The following is a 19,402-nucleotide window of genomic DNA, read 5'->3' as shown; positions in this document are numbered from 1 at the left end:
TTCAGAACCCCACGATCTGCTCTGGCAACCATGTCGCCAGACTCGGCACCAGTGCCACCGCCAGTAGCGTCACCAGCTGGATCGCGATGAAGGGCAGCACGCCTCGGCACATCTGACCGTAGGTGATGTCATCCGGGGCGATGGACTTCAGATAGAAGATCGACGATGCCATCGGTGGGGTGAGATAGCTGGTCTGGATGGTCACCAGCACCAGGGTGGCGAACCAGACCGGATCGATGCCCAGTTGCTTGACCACCGGCGTGAAGATCGGAACGCAGATCAGCACGATGGAGGTCCAGTCGAGCACGAAGCCGAGCAGGAAGGTCACGCCGAGGAAGAACAGTATGACACCGGTGGGGCCGCCGAGCTGCTCAGCGATCTCGGCCACCATCTCGCCGCCGCCGTTGACCGCAAAGATCCCAGTAAACATGGTGCCCCCCGCCACGATCAGCAGAATCATGGCGGTGATGCGCACCGTCAGGGACAGCGACTCCCCTAGCGCCTGGACGCTGATACCGCCATTCATCACAGCCAGCAGCAAGGCGCCGCCCACGCCGACCGCCGCCGCCTCTGTCGGTGAGGCAATGCCCATCAGCAGCGAGCCCAGCACCGCAAACATCAACAACAGCGGGGGTACCAGGGCCTTGGCGGTGATCACGAGCTTCTGGCCCAGCGGCAAGGGTGTCGCCTCCACGGCCGGAGGGCCGTCCTGGGGGCGCAGGGCGCAGCGCACCAGAATGTAGAGAGCAAACAGCGAGACCATCAATCCGCCTGGCAGAATGATGGCGGCAAAGAGTTCGCCGATGGAAAGCTGGGCAAGGGCCGCATACACCACCACGATCACGGTCGGCGGAATGATCGTGCCCAGAGAGCCCCCGGCGCAGATGGTCCCGCTCATCAGGCTATTGCGATAGCCATAGGCGCGCATCGCGGGTATCGCCATCAGACCGATCATGATCTCGACAGCACCGACCACTCCAGAGGCGGCGGCAAAGATGGCCGCCATGGCGATCGTCGTCAGCGCCAGCCCCCCAGGCAGTCGGCCGATCCAGAGCTGGATGGCATCGAACAGTTGACGCGCGATTCCCGACTTCTCGAGGATTCCTCCCATCAGCACAAACAGCGGGATGGAAGACAGCACATAGTGGGTGGCGGCGCTGTAGACGCTACCGTACAGCTGCTGAAAGATCATCGGTCCGAAGGCGTACCAGCCAGCGGCAACCGAGACCAACGTCAACGAATAGGCGATGGGGATGCCCAGGAAGATAAGCAGAAATAAGCCGGGAAACATCAGACCGGCAACGAGGGCATCCATCAGCGACTCTCCTCGGTGGTACGTACTGTACAAAGCTGCCGCACTCCGTCCACCGCAAGCTGGCAGGCGAAGAGGGAAAGCCCGATGGCGATAAGGGCGTAGAGCGGCCACATCCTGGGTGCCCATACGCTGACCATTTCCACCTCATTGGTGTGCCAGGCCCGCAGGGTGCGCAGCCATCCGTGATGCGCCATCAGCGCCACCACCGGCATCATCAGCAGTAGATAGACGGCACCGTGCAGGCGCTGGGCCAGACGCGGCGGAAGCAGGCGACTAAAGGCATCGACCCTGACGTGGCCATCCACCTTGGCGGTCCAGGCGATGCCGAGAACAAAGGCAGTTCCCGTGGCCATGTAGGACAGATCGAAGGCCCAGATGGTCGAGGCATTGAAGACATAGCGTGCAATGACTTCGTAGAGCATGGCGCCGGTCAGGGCGACAAGCGCCAGGCGACTGCCCCACGCCAGCAGCGTCGACGCCCTGTCGATGAGGTTCATCAGTGTATTCATGAATAGGCGTCACCCCGCAGGCCGAGGTGACGTTCCTCCAGGATCGGTTGAGGGGTCAGTCGCGGATCAGGTAGTCGTTCTGCTCGCTCCAGCGCTGCTGGTAGGTGCGGTAGTCTTCCAGCAGCGCCTGCATTGCAGGATCGTCTGACGCTTCAACCGTGGCCTCCATCCAGGCCCGACCGCTCTGGGCCAGATCCTCGACAAACTCGGGGTCCAGGCTCACCACTTCATTGCGGCCCGAACGGTAAGCCTCCATGGCCAGCATGTCCTGGTGATAGAACTGGCTCAGGCCTTCATAGGTCGTGAGCTTGGCGGCGGCTTCGATCAGCGGCTTGAGGTCGTCTGGGACGGCCGCCCAGGTGTCCTCGGTCACGACAACCTCCCAAAGGAAGGTGGGCTGATGCACGCCGGGAACCACGATGTACTTGGCGGCTTCATGGAACCCTTCTGGCTGGTTGCTCGATGGGGTTGCCCACTCCACCGCGTCGACACCCTTGCGCTGAAGCAGGGTGTAGGTGTCCCCCGGCGGCACCACGGTCGGCACTGCGCCGTAGTATTCACGCATCACCTCCGCCCAGGGGCCCGACGTACGATACTTCAAACCTTCGAGATCGTCGGCACCATCGATCCTGACGTTGGCGTGAGCGAAGACTTCGGTGGAGCCGATACCGACGATCAAGGAATGCAACCCCTCGCTGGCGCGCAGCTCCTGCAAGGCCTCTTGACCGCCCCCTTCGTAGATCCAGTTGATATAGGTCTCCGGCCCCATGCCACCGGGGAAGCCGGCAAAGATGGCGTTGATGGGCTTCTGGTTTACCAGGTAGCTGGGCGTGGAGTGCCCCGCCTCCACGGTGCCTTCCAGCACGGCCTCGTATACCTGCAACGCAGGTACGATCACCCCTGCGCCGAAGGGTTTGATCTCCACCCGACCCTGGCTGAGGGTGTCGGCGTTGTCGGCAAACCGCTCCAGAAAGTTCTCGTAAAAAGGGGAGCCCGCCGGTACCGAGGTCGGCACCTTCCACTCGACGTCAGCCGCCAGGGCAGGCGCCACCAGCCCCATCACCAGACTTCCGATCGCTGCTGCACTCAAGGCCTTGTTGTTCATTGTATTGACTCCATCGGTGTATCCAGCGCCCATCGCCAGATTCCACATTCCCCAACGCTTCGACAGGCCGATACACCCAGACTCAGGCAACGCCGCCAAAAACGTAGATTGTATAAAATATATTTACAGGATACCCAAATGCAAGAGCGCCGTGAAAGCCCGCCCCTGTGATCCATCAAGACAATGGTCAGACCAGAACCCGGTCAGGTGGCGCATGCCAGCTCGACGTGACACAACCGCACCAGGCCACCCTGTACCAAGGCGTCGCGCGTCGGCCGAGAGAGCCCGCGAAAAAAGCACGGAGGGAAGGCAGGAAACAGAGAAGGATGCCGAGAGAAGAATGCAGAGAGACGACCAGAGAGCACAGAGCATTAGCAGGCTTGGCAAACCCGTGCCCCCGAGGAGGCAACCATGGGAGAGGGAGCCTCCTGGAGGAGGCCGTCCGCTGAACGACATACAGCGGCGCTTATTCTATGAATCCAGGTGCTTGAATTCAGGGGGTCAAACTGTCAGGTTCGCGGCAATGGGTGGTGTTGCCACACCCCCTGGACCACCCTAACCCGGTCGTCGCTGAGGTTATCGAGCAGGTTACGGCCCATCTCCACGAAGACCTCACCAAAGATCAGCGCAGGCCCGGGCAAGCGGGGACGAATGGGAGGACGGGCAGCAGGTCCTGACGCCTGAGGTGACGACTCGCCCCCCTCCTGCCTGGGCGGCTGCGCCTGGTCCGTGTTGCTGCCCCCATGGGCTCGGCGGTCGGTCCCGCCCTGCTCGCGACGCCGGTGATGGCTGCGCCAGGCCAGCGCCTCGGCGCTGACATCCTCCAGTGCCTGGCGCTGAAACCCGGCGGCCTGGAGGTGTTGCTCGAGATCCTTCAGGGACAACAGTCGGCTATGCTCGGGCGTTCTCGCCCAGGGCACCGGCAGCGATAACGGCGCAGGATTGTCGCCTCGAACCACCTCGTGGAGCAGCAACCTGCCGCCCGGGGCGAGCACCCTGCGACACTCGCTCAGCACAGCGGCGATGTCCGGCATATTGAGCAGGGCATGCTGGCACCACACCGCCTCGACACTGGCATCCCCCAGCGGCAACTCGGCAGCATCGGCGCACACGAAACGGGTACTGTCCTCCAGTCCACAGGCCCGACTCAGCCAGGTCGCGACCTCGATGAAGCCCGGCGTGATATCCACCCCCACCACTTCGTAGCCAAGCTCACGGGCCAGCAGACGACTGGCGCCGCCGGTACCGCAGCCCAGATCGAGCAGGCGCGCTGCGCCGCTGGAACCCGTGCCCGCACCCGCGAACGCGTCCAAGCGAGGACCGTCCCCCTTGTTCGGGGGCTGGCCGGCATCCCTCCCCGCCAGGGCCATCAATCGCCGGCTGGCCGCCCTGCCCCCCAGATGCAGTTGATCGATACCGGCCATCTCGTCATGACTCAGATGGTCGGGGTCGCATCCCGCCTCGACAAAGGCACGTTCGAGCCGAGCCAGCAGGCTTCCTTTGGCATCATAGTGCTGGCCCAGCTGGCTACCTGCCGTTCCCTGCGCGGCCTCTCCTGGTGCCCCCTTTAGCGTCATGCGGCGCTCCTTGCACGTTTATGGCTGCTCGATCTCAAGCAGGAAGCCTCTTGGACAACAGCAGCAAAAAAGACATACACTTCTTGTACGGAAATTATGCAACACATTCAGCGGTGACTCGTCTTCCACCCGCCTGCCACCCTTCAGGAGCCCTCATGGATACGCAAGGACGCCGGCCTTCGTCGGCCCCGGCTCGAAAGCCGACGCGCCTCTCCACCCTGCTCGCAGCCGTTGGCGCCCCGCTGGTGCTGTCGGCCTGCACAGGCCTGCCCTCTGGCACCCAGCCCATCGATGACTTCGCCCTGGAGGACTATCTGGGTCGCTGGTACGAGATCGCGCGCTTCGATCACAGCTTCGAGGAAGGGCTCGACTGCGTCACCGCCGACTACGCCACCCGGGATGACGGTGGCGTCCAGGTGATCAACCGTGGCGTCGACCTGTCCAAGGGCGAGCCCGACGTGGCCGAAGGCAAGGCCTACCTGCTGGAGGAAGACAACGTCGGCCGCCTGAAGGTGAGCTTCTTCGGCCCCTTCTATGCAAGCTACAACATTCTGGCGCTGGATGACGCCGGACAATGGTCGCTGGTCACCGGACCGGACCGCGACTATCTGTGGATCCTCGCCAGAAGTCCCCAGCTTGACGATGCGACCTACCGCTCGCTGGTCCAGCGCGCACAGGATCTGGACTACCCGGTCGAGGAGCTGATAGAGGTCGAACAGGGCGAGGAGTGCGAGCCCTATCGCCAGGGCTGAGCAATAGTCAGGCGCTGCCGCAGGGCCGCCTGACTTCGTCAGAATGTATAACATACAGACCAGTGAACACCTCATACGCTGAAAGGGCGACCACCTCGGTCGCCCTTTCACTGCATGGAGGTCAAGCAATGTCACTGGGAAGACGAGAGTTTCTTGCCGCCACGGCGGCCATCGGCGCCACCGCTGCGGCGCCGTCGCTATTTGCCCACGCCGGCGGCACGCCCGAGCGCTATCCGATCGACGCCTGGCAGGTGGTGGATGATCGCTTCAAGCAGTACATGCTGTTCAACGCCCCGCTGGAACGGGAATGGACGGGCGGACTCTGGCTCGAGGGGCCTGCCTGGAACGCCGTGGGTCGCTACGCAGTGTTCAGCGACATCCCCAGGGCCCGGCAGATGCGCTGGGACGAGGCCAGCGGCCAGGTCAGCGTGCTGCGTGATCATATCGGCCATTCCAACGGCAACGCTTTCGACGATCGTGGTCGCCTGATCGCCTGCGAACACTCGCCGGCCCAGGTGGTTCGCTACGAGTGGGACGGCAGTCGCCATGTGCTGACCAGCACCTTCGACGGCAAGCCACTCAATGCCCCCAACGATCTGGTCACCCTGCCCGGCGGCGCCATCATCTTCACCGACCCCGGCTACGGCGCGCACTCCGACTACGAGGGCAAGCAGCGCTCGCTCGAACTCGAGACCGCCATCTACTACTGGGAGGACGGCATGCAGGAGCCGACCCGTCTGACCACAGAGCTCTACAAGCCCAATGGTATCGCCCTGGGGCCGGACGGCAGCTCGCTGTATGTCACCGATACCGCCCCTTCGCACCATCCCGATCAGCCCGCTACCATCACGCGATTCACTTTCAGCGCCGAGAACAGGACGCTGGCTGGTGCCGAGAGGCTGGTGGAAAGCACCAGCGAGGGCTACGACGGCATGTGCTGTGATGAGGACGGCAACCTCTGGGTCGGCACCTCAGGGGGCGAGGGCAAGGATGGGGTCAGCGTGTTTGCTCCGGATGGCACCCTGATCGGTCGCGTCCTGCTGCCAGAAGTCTGCGCCAACGTCTGCTTCGTCGGAGAGAAGCGCAACCGTCTGCTGATGGCCGCCAGTCAATCGCTGTATACCCTCTATACCGGCGCTCGCGGTCTCTAGGCGCCTGCCGCTGTGGCCGCTCATCTCCAACCCGGCGGCGAATGCTGCCGGGCCTTTCATTATCGCACCCCCGGTTTTCACCAGATCGACGCTCGCTCTTGCGAGGTCCCTCGCTGCCTAAGAAGGTGAAGCGGCATCCGCGCCTCCAGCGATGATCGAATGCCCGACCATCGGCCGCTGACAGGCCACGCCCTGCCCTGTTTCCGTTCGCCCCAGCTCGGCTGGCGAGTCGGCCCGGAGGGTCGCTAGTGGGTAGGTAGTGGGCCAGCTCTGGGCCGATAAGAGGCAACGGGGTCCTCCTGGGGGCTCGCAATGGTGCGGCGACAAGAATTCGATAAATGCCTTGGCAACAAGAAGACTCCCGATGACGTTTGTTCTGACACCCGACTCAGGTTCCCTTTGTTCCTCGCCTCTGGCGGGAGGTCGCCATGCTGGCTGAGTGGCTGACGGCAAGTCTTGAGGCCGATGCGTCGTCCCCCGACCGGCCGATCAAGGGCCGGGAAGGCTCGCTAAAAGGCGGCCGCTATCGGATCGAGGGGCCAGGCCTGCTGCGCCTGATCCCGGACACCGTCGGCGCAGATGCACGCGCCTGCGTGCTGTCCGTCGGCATCCACGGCAACGAGACCGCGCCGATCGAGCTGCTGGGTGATTGCCTGGCGCGCCTGGAGGCAGGGCTTGCCTCTGTCGGTGCTCCGGTATTGGTGATCCTCGGCAACCTCGAGGCGATTCGTCGCAACACCCGCTTCGTCGAGACCAACCTTAATCGGCTGTTCCGGCGGGAACTCGACCAGCTAGGCGACGAGGCCGTCCGCGCGCGTGAGCTGATGGCCGCGGTGGATGCCTTCTTCGCCGACCACAGCCAGCTGCCAAGGCTGCACTACGACCTGCACACCGCGATCCGCGACAGCCACTACCCACGCTTCGTGGTGGACCCTTTCGCCGAGACTCGTACCGATAGCGAGCAGTGGCACTGGATGGCCGGCGCGGGCATCCAGGCGGCGCTCAAGCAGCATCAGCATAGCTGGACCTTCTCCCACTACAGCAAGCACTACCACGGCGCCCAGGCGTTTACCCTGGAACTCGGCAAGGCGTTGCCGTTCGGCCACAATGATCTCGAGCCACTTGAACCCATGGGCCGGCTGATTCAATCGCTGATCGCCGGACAATTGCCCGAGTCGGGCGAGATCCAGCAGCTGGATGGCTTTGCGGTGGCTGTCGAAGTGTTCCGTGAAAGCGAGGACTTCGCGCTGTGCTTTGCCGATGACATTCCCAACTTCACCGAGTTCGCCCCCGGTACCGTGGTGGCGCGTGACGCCCAGGCCGGCGATACCCGTATCGGTGACGAGCCGCTCAAGGTGGTGTTCCCCAACGCCAGGGTAGAACTCGGCGCTCGAGCGGCGCTGCTGGTGCGCCCGGTGAGGCTGACATCAGCGTAAGATCGCACCTCTTTTACTTACAATAAATATATACATAACAACAACCTGGAGATAGACGCATGACAACTCCCGCCCCTATACTCGACGAAGGTCTATACCCCCTCGGATCAGCTTCGTCTGCTGCGCCGTTCCAAGCCTGTTAGAATCCCCCGTTTTTTTCGCGCCAGCCCGCGCCATCCGGCCGGCCCACCCGGCACGGCCGATTCTATCTGGAGCCCGATTCATGGCTGATACACCAATTCCGCTGGAAGTGCGCAATATCAAGAAGCGCTTTGGCAACACCGAAGTGCTCAAGGGGCTGTCTCTCGAGGCCCGCAAGGGGGACGTCATCACCCTGATCGGCGCCTCCGGCTCCGGCAAGAGCACCTTCCTGCGCTGCATGAACCTGCTTGAACAGCCCAACGAGGGCGAGCTGTTTGTCCACGGCGAACAGATCCGCTTCAAGGAAACCAAGCACGGCCGCGAGCCTGCCGACTGGAACCAGGTGGTACAGATGCGCGCCAAGCTGTCGATGGTCTTCCAGAGCTTCAACCTCTGGGCCCACATGACCCTTCTGGAGAACGTCATCGAAGCGCCTGTCCACGTGCTCAAGAAGTCGAAGAAGGAGGCCATCGAACACGCCCGCGCCCTGCTAAAGCGGGTCGGCCTGGCCGAACGCGCCGACTACTATCCGGCCCAGCTTTCCGGTGGCCAGCAGCAGCGTGGTGCCATCGCCCGGGCACTCGCCATGGACCCGGAGGTCATGCTGTTCGACGAGCCGACCTCGGCGCTGGACCCGGAGCTTGTCGGCGACGTGCTCAAGGTCATGCGTGACCTGGCCGAGGAAGGCCGCACCATGATTGTGGTAACCCACGAAATGGCCTTCGCCCGCGACGTCTCCAGTCAGGTGATCTACCTGCACCAGGGTCAGGTCGAGGAAGCGGGTCCGCCCGACCAGGTGCTGGGCAACCCCAGCTCCGAGCGACTCAAGCAATTCCTTGCACCCAAGCGCTGAGGCGGCCAGGAGAGACCCATGATTGACCTTCACGGTTACGGGCCACGCCTTCTCGAGGGGGCGCTGGTCACCATCGAACTGGCGGTGCTGTCACTGATCCTGGCCATCGGGCTTGGCCTTGTCACCGCCAGCGCCAAGATGTCGCGCAACTGGGTGGCCCACCGCCTGGGCACCCTCTATACCACCATCATCCGCGGCGTACCGGACCTGGTGCTGATGATGCTGCTGTTCTTCGGCGGCCAGATCGGCATCAACATGGTCACCGACTGGCTGTATGCCCGCTTCGGTATCGACATCTTCATCAACGTCAACGAGTTCGTCGCCGGCGTCCTGACCATCGGCCTGATCTTCGGTGCCTATATGGGCGAGACCTTCCGTGGCGCCTTTCTGGCGGTGGACAGCGGCCAGATCGAGGCAGGCCGCGCCTACGGCATGAGCCACGCCCTGGTGTTCCGCCGTATTCGCTTCCCGCAGATGATGCGCCATGCCCTGCCGGGCCTGTCCAACAACTGGATGGTGCTGTTGAAGACCACTGCCCTGGTCTCGGTAATCGGCCTGTCCGACATGGTGCGGGTCGCCGCGGAGGCCTCCAAGGCCACCCGCGAGCCCTTCCTGTTCATGATCATCGTGGCGGTCATCTATCTGCTGATCGCCAGCGTCTCGGAGTGGTTCTTCGCCAGACTGCAGAAGCGCTACGACGTCGGCTTCGGAGGGCATGACTGATGGATTCACTGCTTGCCTCAATCGAAGCACTGCTGGCCAACAACACCATCTTCACCCTCGACACCCTGTCCTACTACGGTGAGGGCCTGACCACCACGGTCCAGCTGGTGTTCCTGTCATTGATCGTCGGCCTGATCGCCGCGGTGCCACTGGCCATCGGCCGGGGTTCCAAGCGCCGCTGGATCAAGATGCCGATCTTCTTCTACACCTATGTGTTCCGCGGCACGCCGCTGCTGGTGCAGCTCTATCTTATCTACTACGGCGTGGTGTTCGTCGAGGGCATCCAGGACACCTGGCTATGGGTACTGCTGGAGAAGCCGTTCTTCCCGGCGCTGGTGGCGTTCTCGTTGAACACCGCGGCCTACACTACCGAGATCTTCCATGGTGCGATCAAGGCCACCCCGCGTGGCGAGATCGAGGCGGCCAGGGCCTACGGCATGCGCTACTCGCTGATGATGCGCCGCATCGTGCTGCCCAGCGCCTTCCGCCGGGCGCTGCCGGCCTACGGCAACGAGGTGATCTTCATGCTCCACGCCAGCGCCATCGCCAGCGTGGTGACCATCATGGACCTGACCGGTGCGGCACGCTTCGTCTATGCCCGCTACTACGCGCCCTTCGACGCCTTCCTGTTCGTGGCGGCGATCTACCTGTGCCTGACCTTCGCCATCCTGTACCTGTTCCGCTATCTGGAAAAGCGCCTGCTGGCTCACTTGAAGCCGGCCTCCGGTTAAGCCGTCGTGACGCCGGAGGCCACCGCCTCCGGCGCCGTCGCGCTATCGTCAAACAAGCGTTGGGAACTGGCGTTTCATTTCTGCCGCCCTGCCCTTCCTGAGAGGGCCCCGATTCGCTAAGGTGATGGTATGCGTCCACAAGACGCCCTCCCATCGCATCAACACCCGCTTATCAATAACAAGGGTTTACCGATATGACACTGCGCAAGCTCTTTACCGCTGGCCTGATCGGCACCGCGGTTCTCGCTTCTACCGCCCAGGCCGAGGTTCGTGACATCCGCATCGGCGTCGATGTGCCCTACGAGCCGATGGAATACCGCACCCCCGACGGCGAGCTGACCGGCTTCGACATCGATCTGGGTAACGCTCTTTGTGCTGAAGTCGGCATCCAGTGCGAGTGGGTGGTTCAGGGCTGGGACGGCATCATCCCCGGCCTGATGGCGCGCAAGTACGACGCCATCATGTCCTCCATGACTATCAACGACGAGCGTCGTGAGCAGGTGCTGTTCTCCGACCCCTACTTCACCCCGCCGTCCGCCTGGTTCGCCCCGACCGACCTGGAGATGGGCAACCCTGACGTCGAGTCCCTCGAGGGTCTGACCATCGGCGTGCAGCGTGGCACCCTGCAGGACAACTACGTCACCGACCTGTACGGCGACGTGGCCGATGTCAGCCGCTACGCCACCGCCGACGACCTGGTGCTGGACATGGACTCCGGCCGCGTCGACATCGGCTTCCTCGACTATCCGGTCGGCAAGTCGACCCTGCTGGACAGCGAGGCAGGCGACTACAAGGTGGTCGGCGAGCAGATCACCGAGCCCAAGGAGTACTTCGGTGACGGCTTCGGCATCGCCTTCCGTCAGCGTGACGAGGACCTGGCCAAGGCCTTCAACGAGGCGCTCGCCACCCTGAAGGACAACGGCACCTACGAAGAGATTCATGCCAAGTACTTTGCTGAATAAGTCTTTGCTGAATAAGCATCTTGCTGAAGCAACAAGTCCTGCTCGAGCCAACGCCTCGAGCAGGCACCGCGCCGGACCTTCCGGGTCCGGCGTCACCACCGGCACTCGCTGGAACACTTGCTGGCAATCTTGCTATAGCACTCGCTAGAACACTCGCTAGAACACTCGACAGCACCTTGAAGCGACAGGACATCTTCGTGCCCCTGACCCGGCTCCCCATCTTCGCAGAGTCCCTTCCCCGGCCGCCCTGGCTGGATGGCTTTGCCCTGAGCGAATGGTTCGACGAATAGCGTCCCCGGCGTATACTCCAACGCCTTGAAAGTTCTGCTTGTTCGCCCTCCCCTGGCGACATTCCCCTGTCTGTCGGCAGCCCCCTGCTGATGCATCGTTGCAGGGGTCATATGCTGTGGTTATTCACTCTTGTCCAAGGAAGTCCCCATGAATCGTTCCCCCCTTCTGCTGGCCTCCGCCCTGTCCGCGCTGATGATCGGCGCAGGCCCGGCACTCGCCGATGAGCCGCTGCGCCTGGCCGTCGATGTGCCCTACGAACCCTTCGAGTACAAGACCGCCGACGGTACCCTGACCGGCTTCGAGATCGACCTGGGCAACGCCGTCTGCGAGCGCCTCGAGATCCAGTGCACCTGGGTCGAGCAGCCCTGGGACGGCATGATCCCGGCGCTGATGGCGCGCAAGTTCGACGCCATCATGTCGTCCATGGCGATCACCGAGGAACGCAGCCGCCAGGTGCTGTTTTCCGAGCCCTACTACACCACCCCGAGCGCCTGGATCACGCCGCGCGGCCGCGACATCGACATCGCCGACAAGGCCAGCCTCGAAGGCCTGAGCGTCGGCGTGCAGCGCGCCACCCTGCAGGATCGCTACGTCACCGACCTGTACGGCGATGTGCTCGAAGTGCGCCGCTACGCCAGTGCCGACGACGTGGTCGCCGACCTGCGTGCCGGCCGCCTGGACCTGACCTTCATGGACTATCCGATCGCCGAGGCGATGATCGACATCGATACCGAACAGAGCGACTTCGTGCGCATCAGCGACTTCATCAAGGAGCCCGAGACCTACTTCGGCCAGGGCGTCGGCGTGGCCTTCCGCAAGCGCGACCGTGAACTCGCCGAGCGTTTCAACGAGGCCCTGGCCGAGCTCAAGTCAGACGGCACCTACGACGAGATCATGAACGAGTACTTCAGCTACGACGTCAAACTGTGAACGTTGCCCTTTATCGTTCAGGCCGGCCTGCCCCAGGGCCGGCCCTGTCTCGGGAGCCGCCATGCTGACCCTTCTGAAGAATGCCCGCCTCTACGCCCCTGCCGCGATGGGCCTGAAGCACCTGCTGATCACCGACCGCCGCATCGCGGCGGTGCTGGAGCCCGAGGCCAGCGTCGATGAACACTTTCCCGGCCTCGAGGTACACGACCTCGAGGGCCGGCGGGTCATCCCTGGCCTGGTCGATCCGCTGGTGCACATGACCGGCGGTGGTGGCGAAGGCGGCTTTGGCACCCGCACCCCCGAGCTCCGCCTCGAGGATGCCATCGCCTCCGGCGTCACCACCCTGGTGGGGGCGCTCGGCACCGACGCTCTGACCCGCACGCCGGCCAACCTGCTCGGCAAGGTACGCGAGCTCGCCGCCGGCGGCCTGAGCTGCTACGCCTACACCGGCTCCTACCAGCTGCCGCCGGTGACCCTGACCGGCTCGGTGGCCGAGGATATCGTCCATATCCCCGAGTTCATCGGCGTCGGTGAGGTCGCCATCAGCGACCATCGCGGCTCCCAGCCCAGCGCCCATGAGCTTGCTCGGCTGGCCTCCGAGAGCCGCACCGCAGGAATGCTCGCCGGCAAGTCCGGGATCGTCTTCATCCACACCGGCGACGCCGAAGGTGGCCTGGAGATCCTGCGTGAGGTAGCACGCACCACGGCCTTGCCCATCGCCCAGTTCATGCCGACCCACATCAACCGCACCGCGGCGCTGTTCGAGGATGGCCTGCGCTTCGCCCGGGACGGCGGGCGGATCGACTTCACCACCAGCACCACGCAGGAGCTTCTGGCCGACGGCGAGGTGCCTGCGTCAGAAGCCGCCGCCAGGGCGCTCAAGGCCCGCGTCGACCCTTCGCGCATCAGCCTGTCCTCCGACGCCAACGCTTCCCTGCCCCGCTTTGACGCCGAGGGGCGATTCGTCGGCCTCGAGGCTGGCCGCCTGGACAGCCTGTTCGAGGTACTGGGCGAGTGCGTCAACGACCACGGCATCGCCCTGGAGGTCGCCGTGGGCCTCGCCAGCACCCACGCCGCAGACGCCCTCGGGCTCAAGCGCAAGGGACGTATGGCGGTCGGTCAGGACGCCGACCTGCTGGTGCTCGGCGACGATGACTGGGCCATCGACCAGGTCTGGGCGCTGGGCCAATGCCTGCATCGGCGTGACACGAATCGTTAGGCGTGTAAGGATCTCTCCATCACCACGACTGATTACGGTCCCGCAAGCTGGCGTGTAACCTTGAGGGCAAGCCATCGCGCCGAGCCTGCGTCTCCCCCACCCACGAGGAGAGCCCATGAAAACCTATGAAAAGTCACCCGAGGCCATCGCCCGACTGAACCGCGAGCAGTATCGGGTCACCCAGGAAAGCGGCACCGAGCGTCCCGGCACCGGGGAGCACCTGCACAACCAGGAGCCCGGCATCTACGTGGACATCGTCTCTGGCGAGCCGCTGTTCGCCTCGTCGGACAAGTACGAGTCCGGCTGTGGCTGGCCCAGCTTCACCAAGCCGATCGAGCCGGCCTACGTCAACGAGCTGGTGGATTCGTCTCATGGCATGATCCGCACCGAGGTGCGCTCATCCCACGGTGACAGCCACCTGGGTCACGTCTTCAACGACGGCCCCAGGGACAAGGGAGGCATGCGCTACTGCATCAACTCGGCGTCGCTCAGGTTCATCCATCGCGATGACATGGAAGCCGAGGGCTACGGCGAATATCTGAATCAAGTCGAGGAGGTCTGAACATGGCACAACAACGCGCAGTTCTCGCAGGCGGATGCTTCTGGGGCATGCAGGATCTGATTCGCCAGTTGCCAGGGGTCGAGTACACCCGGGTCGGCTACACCGGTGGCGACGTGCAGAACGCCACCTATCGTAACCACGGCACCCACGCCGAGGGTATCGAGATCCTGTTCGATCCCGACGTGATCAGCTATCGCAAGCTGCTGGAGTACTTCTTCCAGATCCATGATCCGACCACGCCCAATCGTCAGGGCAACGACCGTGGCATGTCCTACCGCTCGGCCATCTACTACGTGGATGAAGAGCAGAAGCGTGAAGCGCTCGACACCATCGCCGACGTGGAAGCCTCGGGTCTGTGGCCCGGCAAGGTGGTCACCGAGGTCGAGCCGGTGGGGGATTTCTGGGAGGCCGAACCCGAGCACCAGGACTACCTGCAGCGCATTCCCCATGGCTACACCTGCCACTTCCCGCGCAAGGACTGGGTACTGCCCAGGCGCACCGAAGAGGCCTGATGCGCGTCGTCTGACAACGCCAACCAGGCCATCGCATCACGGCACCCACCAGCGCCGCCCCTCGGGGCGGCGCTGTCGTGTCCGGCTCCTGGTGTCCTGTCCGGGCTCTCTGCAAGGGGAGACGCGGGCTTGCGCCAGCCGGGCTCAACGCCGCGGATGGACGCCACCGACGTGGGCATGCTCCAGCGTCTCGGGGGGATCGACCGGTTGGGACAGTTCATTGAGGATGCCGCACTCGCCGACCTTGCCCTGGCCTGCGCAGCGACGACGCAGGCCTTCCAGTTCGACCTTGAGCTTGGAGAGCTGAGCGATCCGCTGCTCGACGTGCCCCAGGTGCGCCTCGATCAGGGCGTCGGCCTCCTCGCAGGGCTGCTCGGGATCGTCCTGACAGACCAGCAGCGCGCGGATCTCGTCCAGCGTCATGTCCAGGGCGCGGCAGTGACGGATAAAGTCCAGGCGCTCGGCGTGGGCCTCACGATAGAGTCGATAGTTGCCCTCGCTGCGCGCAGGCTCGGGCAGCAGGCCTTCGCGCTCGTAGTAGCGCACCGTCTCCACCTTGACCCCGCTGCGTCTTGCCAGCTCGCCGATCTTCATGGGTATTCCTCCCGCCAAACGTCCGTCCACTCCTGCCAGGCATCGACTGTCTCGTACCAGCCCTTGACCCTATAGTGACTACAGGGTGTCAACTCTGACTCAGAGACCCGAGTGGAGTTCCCAGGATGGTAGATTCCCCCAAGATGGCAGATTCCCCCAAGATGGCAGATTCCCCCAAGATGGCAGATTCCCCTGAAGAGCGCAGCGCGAAAAGTACGAGCAAGGCCGGCTGCTGCGCCTCCAGTGCCACGCCCCGCACTGAAACCAAGACCGAAACTAGAGACGAAACAACAAGCGAAACCAGGCCGGCGGGAACCAGTACCTGCTGCGGGGCAGCCGAGACTGCCGACACCCCACAGAGCAGCGAAGCGTCCCCTTCGGCCAGTCGTCTTGCGCTGACCATCGACGAGATGTGCTGCCCCACCGAAGAAGGCGTGCTCAGAAAGGCGCTGGCCGATCTTCCCGGGGTCGAGGCACTGAGCTTCCAGCTGATGCAGCGTCGTCTGGTGGTCCATCACCACGGTGTCGATCGCGAAGCCTTGGCCGCCCGTGTCCGCGACACCGGCATGACGCCTCGCTTCGAGGATGACCAAGGCGCCGACGCCACCGATGATTCCCGCAGCACCACGACGACGCCCTGGGGGCGCCTCGCGCTGGCCGGCATTCTGGCCCTGGGCGCCGAGGCCATCGGCTGGCTCGGGCTGACCGCAGGCTTGCTTACGCCGCTGCTGGCCATCGTCGCCATCGCCCTGGTCGGCATTCCCACCTGGAAAAAGGGCCTTGTGGCGCTGCGCCACGGCACCCTCAACATCAATGCGCTGATGAGCGTGGCGGTAACCGGCGCCATGCTGATCGGCCACTGGGCCGAGGCGGCCATGGTGATCGTGCTGTTCACCCTGGCCGAGCACCTCGAGGCCAGGTCGCTTGCACGCGCGCGCCAGGCCATCTCTGGACTGCTCGATCTGGCCCCACCCAGGGCACGGGTGCTGGATGAAGGAGAGTCTGGCAGCGGCGAGTGGCGCGAGATCGACGCTGACGACGTCGCCATCGGTGATCTGGTCAGGGTACACGCCGGCGAGCGTCTGGCGCTGGACGGCGAGATCGTGCGCGGTGACCCTAGCCTGGATGAGGCGCCGATCACCGGCGAGAGCCTGCCGCGTGATCGCTCCCTCGGCGAGAGCGTCTACGCCGGCTCCATCAACCTGGCCGGCGACTTCGACTACCGCGTCACCCGGCGGGCCAATGACACCACCCTGGCGCGCATCATCCACGCGGTGGAAGAAGCCCAGTCCCGTCGCGCGCCTACGCAGCGCATCATCGATCGCTTCGCCGCCATCTACACCCCGGTGGTGTTCGTGCTGGCCGGGCTGGTCGCGCTGGGCTGGCCACTGCTCGGCCTCGGCCCCTGGCTCGACGGGGTCTACCGCGCCCTGGTGCTGCTGGTCATCGCCTGCCCCTGCGCGCTGGTGATCTCCACCCCGGTAACGGTGGTCAGCGGCCTCGGTGCCGCCGCACGCCAGGGTATCCTGATCAAGGGCGGCGTCTTTCTCGAGCAGGCCACCCGACTCACCCACCTGGCGCTGGACAAGACCGGCACCCTGACCGAGGGCAAGCCACGGCTGGTGCGCTCAGCTGCGCTCGGTGACAGCAGCGACGCCGAGGGACAGCGCCTGGCCCTCGCCCTGGCGGAGCGCTCCAACCATCCGGTGTCCCGCGCCCTGGTGCAGGGGCTGGGCTCTCAGCCTGCTTCTCAGCCCGCGGTCTCACTGGAAGGTGTCGAGGAGCGCGGCGGTCGTGGTCTGGTGGCAAGCGAGGCCGATAGCGGTGCGACGGTGTGGCTCGGCAACGCCCGCCTGGCCGGCGAGATGGGGGTCAGCCAGGCCCAGCTGACCAGCGGTGACGCCGACAACGACGACGCCGGCATCGTCTGGCTGGGGCGCGACGATCGGCTGCTGGCCTACTTCGCGGTCAGGGACGCCCTGCGCAGCACCAGCCGCCAAGCCATCGAGCGCCTGCATCGCCAGGGGGTGAGCGTCAGCATGCTCAGCGGCGACGCCCAGGCCAGGGTCGATGCCATCGCTCGTGAAGCCGGCATCGACGAGGCCTACGGTGAGCTGTTGCCGGAGGACAAGCTGGCGCGCCTGGACGCGCTGTCCCGCCGCGGTGTGTGCGCCATGGTCGGCGACGGCATCAACGACGCCCCGGCGCTGGCCCGGGCCGATATCGGCATCGCCATGGGCGCGGCAGGCAGCGACGTGGCCATCGAGACCGCCGATATCGCACTGATGAACGACGACCCGGCCAGCCTGCCACGGCTGATCGACCTGGCCCGCAGCACCCGCCGCCTGCTGGTGCAGAACATCGCCCTGGCGCTCGGCATCAAGGCGGTATTCCTGGCCCTGGCGCTGACCGGCCACGCCACCCTGTGGATGGCGGTATTCGCCGACCTGGGCTCGAGCCTGCTGGTCGTCGGCAACGGACTGAGGATACTCAGACAGCGGTTTGATTGAAGCGCAGTATCCACTCGGCCATCACGCCGTCGTCGATGCGTCCGGCTAGCGAGGCCTGGCCTGGCATGTCCGCCAGCTATTTGGCGGCCAGACCTCAATCGCTACCATGTTCTCGAATGTACTGTTTCAGGGCCTGGTCGATGCGGCGCTGCCAGCCATCACCGCCCTGCTTGAAGTGGTCAATGACGTCCCGAGACAGACGGATCGACGTCTTCACCTTCGTCGGCGTTCGTTGCGCCCCCCGCTGTCCGATGGCCCGTTTGAGGTTTGCAGGCAACACCTCATCCATGGGGCGCATACGTTCGATATCCTCATCGGTGAGTTCCCGGACCTCACCTGTCCTGTCCGTGAGTCGCCTTGTCATAGCGCCGCACCTCCCGAGCGTTGGCCTTTCTCAAGCTGATGACGCGAATTCCACCTTCAATCGGCGTGAAGCACACCACGTGGGCCCGCTGACCGATCATCCCGATGGCAACAAACCGACGCTCCGGGTAATCGTTGCGCTTGTCTTCGGTCAGTAGCGCCCCTTCCCAATCGAAATGAGACACCTCGCTGAAGGGCAGGCCGCGCTCTCTGGCATTCCAAGCGCTCTTCCCCGGATCGAAGTCGATGATCATGCTTTAAATGTATGGACAAAAAAAGGACAAGAAGGTTCGTTCTCCCACTACGCACTCGTTGCCGAAACTAATGCTTGCCAGGTGCCTTGGCTGCCACCACCAAATAATGGCCTCCATCTTGCGTCTCGTCACCCCTCCCTGACCGCCATCGCCTCGCGCATGAAACGCAGTATCCACTCGGCCATCACGCCGTCGTCGATGCGTCCGGCCAGCGAGGCCTGGCCCTGGCGTACTCGCTCCTCGCCGACCAGGCCCTGGCGCAGTCGCATCAGGTCGCGGGAGTAGTCGGGGCGAAACTCGGGGTGGCCCTGGACGCCAAGAAAGCAGCGGCCGACGCGGATCAGGTAGTGGGGACAGAAGCCGCTGCCGCCCAGGGTCGAGGCGCCTTCGGGCAGCGTCTCGACCTGATCCTGATGGCTGACCAGCAGATCGAGGTCATGCTGCCAGGGGGTCATCCAGGGCTCGCGCTCGCCGACCCGATTGTTGGAAAGCCCCACGCCCCAGCCCTTGGGACTCTTGATCACCTCGCCGCCCAACGCCTTGACGATCAACTGGTGACCGAAGCACACCCCCACCAGAGGCTTCTCGGCGCGATAGAGCGCGCGCACGAAGTCCTCAAGCCGGGCGATCCAGGCGTGGCCGTCGTTGACCCCGAACTTCGAGCCAGTGGTCAGCCAGGCGTCCACAGCCTCGACGTCATCGGGAATCTCGCCGTCCAGGCAGCGGTAGACCTGCCACTCGAGGCTGACCCCCAGAGAAAAGGCCGCCGGCGCCAGCAGCGCCTCGAACATGGCCGGATAGTTGCCGTGGGCGTCGATCAGCTCCGGCGCCACGTCGTCGCACTGCAGTAGACCGATTCGCATGATGTTCTCCATCACCAGTACTCCCTTGACGCTGGCCGGCCACCTTGCC

20 protein-coding genes are annotated in these 19,402 nt (G+C 64.3%); 12 read left to right on the top strand and 8 right to left on the bottom strand.

Annotation, left to right across the window (positions count from 1 at the left end; translation table 11 throughout):
- Position 1: 1 nt before the first annotated feature.
- The 4 genes from C9F12_RS05430 to C9F12_RS05415 form a co-directional block, all read right to left on the bottom strand.
- Positions 2-1,315 carry a TRAP transporter large permease subunit gene (locus C9F12_RS05430; RefSeq protein WP_108448240.1) on the bottom strand — a complete coding sequence of 438 codons (1,314 nt, stop codon included), beginning with the start codon at positions 1,313-1,315 and terminating at the stop codon, positions 2-4.
- The gene (locus C9F12_RS05425) at positions 1,315-1,824 is read right to left on the bottom strand and encodes a TRAP transporter small permease subunit (RefSeq protein WP_240184180.1); all 510 of its coding nucleotides are present in this window, start codon (positions 1,822-1,824) and stop codon (positions 1,315-1,317) included. The genes C9F12_RS05430 and C9F12_RS05425 overlap by 1 nt, the downstream gene beginning before the upstream one ends.
- A 55-nt stretch (positions 1,825-1,879) precedes the next feature.
- Positions 1,880-2,929, bottom strand: a complete 1,050-nt coding sequence (dctP, locus tag C9F12_RS05420) for a TRAP transporter substrate-binding protein DctP (protein WP_108132408.1) — start codon at positions 2,927-2,929, stop codon at positions 1,880-1,882.
- A 509-nt stretch (positions 2,930-3,438) separates the two neighbouring features.
- The gene (locus tag C9F12_RS05415) at positions 3,439-4,506 is read right to left on the bottom strand and encodes a class I SAM-dependent methyltransferase (RefSeq protein ID WP_108448238.1); all 1,068 of its coding nucleotides are present in this window, start codon (positions 4,504-4,506) and stop codon (positions 3,439-3,441) included.
- Between the two features lie 155 nt (positions 4,507-4,661).
- Here C9F12_RS05415 and C9F12_RS05410 point away from each other — a divergent pair, with 155 nt between their 5' ends.
- From C9F12_RS05410 to msrA, 11 genes are all read left to right on the top strand, one after another.
- Positions 4,662-5,258 carry a lipocalin family protein gene (locus tag C9F12_RS05410; RefSeq protein WP_108448237.1) on the top strand — a complete coding sequence of 199 codons (597 nt, stop codon included), beginning with the start codon at positions 4,662-4,664 and terminating at the stop codon, positions 5,256-5,258.
- Positions 5,259-5,386: 128 nt separating this feature from the next.
- A complete protein-coding gene (locus C9F12_RS05405) occupies positions 5,387-6,409 on the top strand; it encodes an SMP-30/gluconolactonase/LRE family protein (protein WP_045992790.1) in 1,023 nt (340 codons plus the stop codon).
- A 428-nt stretch (positions 6,410-6,837) separates the two neighbouring features.
- Positions 6,838-7,845, top strand: a complete 1,008-nt coding sequence (locus tag C9F12_RS05400; protein ID WP_108448236.1) for a succinylglutamate desuccinylase — start codon at positions 6,838-6,840, stop codon at positions 7,843-7,845.
- 223 nt (positions 7,846-8,068) lie between these two features.
- Positions 8,069-8,839 carry an ATP-binding cassette domain-containing protein gene (locus C9F12_RS05395; protein ID WP_045992792.1) on the top strand — a complete coding sequence of 257 codons (771 nt, stop codon included), beginning with the start codon at positions 8,069-8,071 and terminating at the stop codon, positions 8,837-8,839.
- 18 nt (positions 8,840-8,857) lie between these two features.
- Positions 8,858-9,562, top strand: a complete 705-nt coding sequence (locus C9F12_RS05390) for an ABC transporter permease (RefSeq protein ID WP_045992793.1) — start codon at positions 8,858-8,860, stop codon at positions 9,560-9,562.
- Positions 9,562-10,293, top strand: a complete 732-nt coding sequence (locus C9F12_RS05385; RefSeq protein WP_045992794.1) for an ABC transporter permease — start codon at positions 9,562-9,564, stop codon at positions 10,291-10,293. The genes C9F12_RS05390 and C9F12_RS05385 overlap by 1 nt, the downstream gene beginning before the upstream one ends.
- Before the next feature lie 200 nt (positions 10,294-10,493).
- Entirely contained in the window at positions 10,494-11,255 is a 762-nt protein-coding gene (locus C9F12_RS05380; protein ID WP_045992836.1) for a transporter substrate-binding domain-containing protein, read from the top strand.
- Between the two features lie 438 nt (positions 11,256-11,693).
- Positions 11,694-12,476 (top strand): transporter substrate-binding domain-containing protein, encoded by a 783-nt coding sequence (locus tag C9F12_RS05375; RefSeq protein WP_083970403.1) that lies wholly within the window; start codon positions 11,694-11,696, stop codon positions 12,474-12,476.
- A gap of 61 nt (positions 12,477-12,537) precedes the next feature.
- Complete coding sequence (iadA, locus tag C9F12_RS05370) at positions 12,538-13,695, top strand: beta-aspartyl-peptidase (RefSeq protein ID WP_108448235.1); 1,158 nt, start codon at positions 12,538-12,540, stop codon at positions 13,693-13,695.
- A 115-nt stretch (positions 13,696-13,810) separates the two neighbouring features.
- Positions 13,811-14,257 (top strand): peptide-methionine (R)-S-oxide reductase MsrB, encoded by a 447-nt coding sequence (gene msrB, locus C9F12_RS05365; protein WP_045992796.1) that lies wholly within the window; start codon positions 13,811-13,813, stop codon positions 14,255-14,257.
- Between the two features lie 2 nt (positions 14,258-14,259).
- Complete coding sequence (msrA, locus tag C9F12_RS05360; RefSeq protein ID WP_045992797.1) at positions 14,260-14,769, top strand: peptide-methionine (S)-S-oxide reductase MsrA; 510 nt, start codon at positions 14,260-14,262, stop codon at positions 14,767-14,769.
- Between the two features lie 144 nt (positions 14,770-14,913).
- On the opposite strand, the gene cadR is transcribed toward msrA, so the two are convergent.
- Complete coding sequence (gene cadR / locus C9F12_RS05355) at positions 14,914-15,363, bottom strand: Cd(II)/Pb(II)-responsive transcriptional regulator (RefSeq protein WP_108448234.1); 450 nt, start codon at positions 15,361-15,363, stop codon at positions 14,914-14,916.
- A 125-nt stretch (positions 15,364-15,488) separates the two neighbouring features.
- On the opposite strand from cadR, the gene C9F12_RS05350 reads away from it, so the two are divergent.
- A complete protein-coding gene (locus tag C9F12_RS05350) occupies positions 15,489-17,873 on the top strand; it encodes a cation-translocating P-type ATPase (RefSeq protein WP_240184179.1) in 2,385 nt (794 codons plus the stop codon).
- A 94-nt stretch (positions 17,874-17,967) separates the two neighbouring features.
- On the opposite strand, the gene C9F12_RS05345 is transcribed toward C9F12_RS05350, so the two are convergent.
- The 3 genes from C9F12_RS05345 to C9F12_RS05335 all read right to left on the bottom strand — a co-directional run bounded on the left by C9F12_RS05345 (position 17,968) and on the right by C9F12_RS05335 (position 19,353).
- Positions 17,968-18,237 (bottom strand): BrnA antitoxin family protein, encoded by a 270-nt coding sequence (locus C9F12_RS05345; RefSeq protein ID WP_108132401.1) that lies wholly within the window; start codon positions 18,235-18,237, stop codon positions 17,968-17,970.
- The gene (locus C9F12_RS05340; RefSeq protein WP_108132400.1) at positions 18,206-18,490 is read right to left on the bottom strand and encodes a BrnT family toxin; all 285 of its coding nucleotides are present in this window, start codon (positions 18,488-18,490) and stop codon (positions 18,206-18,208) included. Before C9F12_RS05340 ends, C9F12_RS05345 begins: the two co-directional genes overlap by 32 nt.
- 128 nt (positions 18,491-18,618) lie before the next feature.
- Positions 18,619-19,353 (bottom strand): GMP synthase, encoded by a 735-nt coding sequence (locus tag C9F12_RS05335; RefSeq protein ID WP_108448371.1) that lies wholly within the window; start codon positions 19,351-19,353, stop codon positions 18,619-18,621.
- Positions 19,354-19,402 lie beyond the last annotated feature (49 nt).

Origin of the sequence: Halomonas sp. BN3-1 (genome assembly GCF_003056325.1) — a bacterium.
GTDB classification, from domain to species: Bacteria; Pseudomonadota; Gammaproteobacteria; order Pseudomonadales; family Halomonadaceae; genus Halomonas; species Halomonas litopenaei.
The sequence above is the reverse complement of the archived record's forward strand: the minus strand, read 5'-3'. Positions and strand labels throughout refer to the sequence as shown.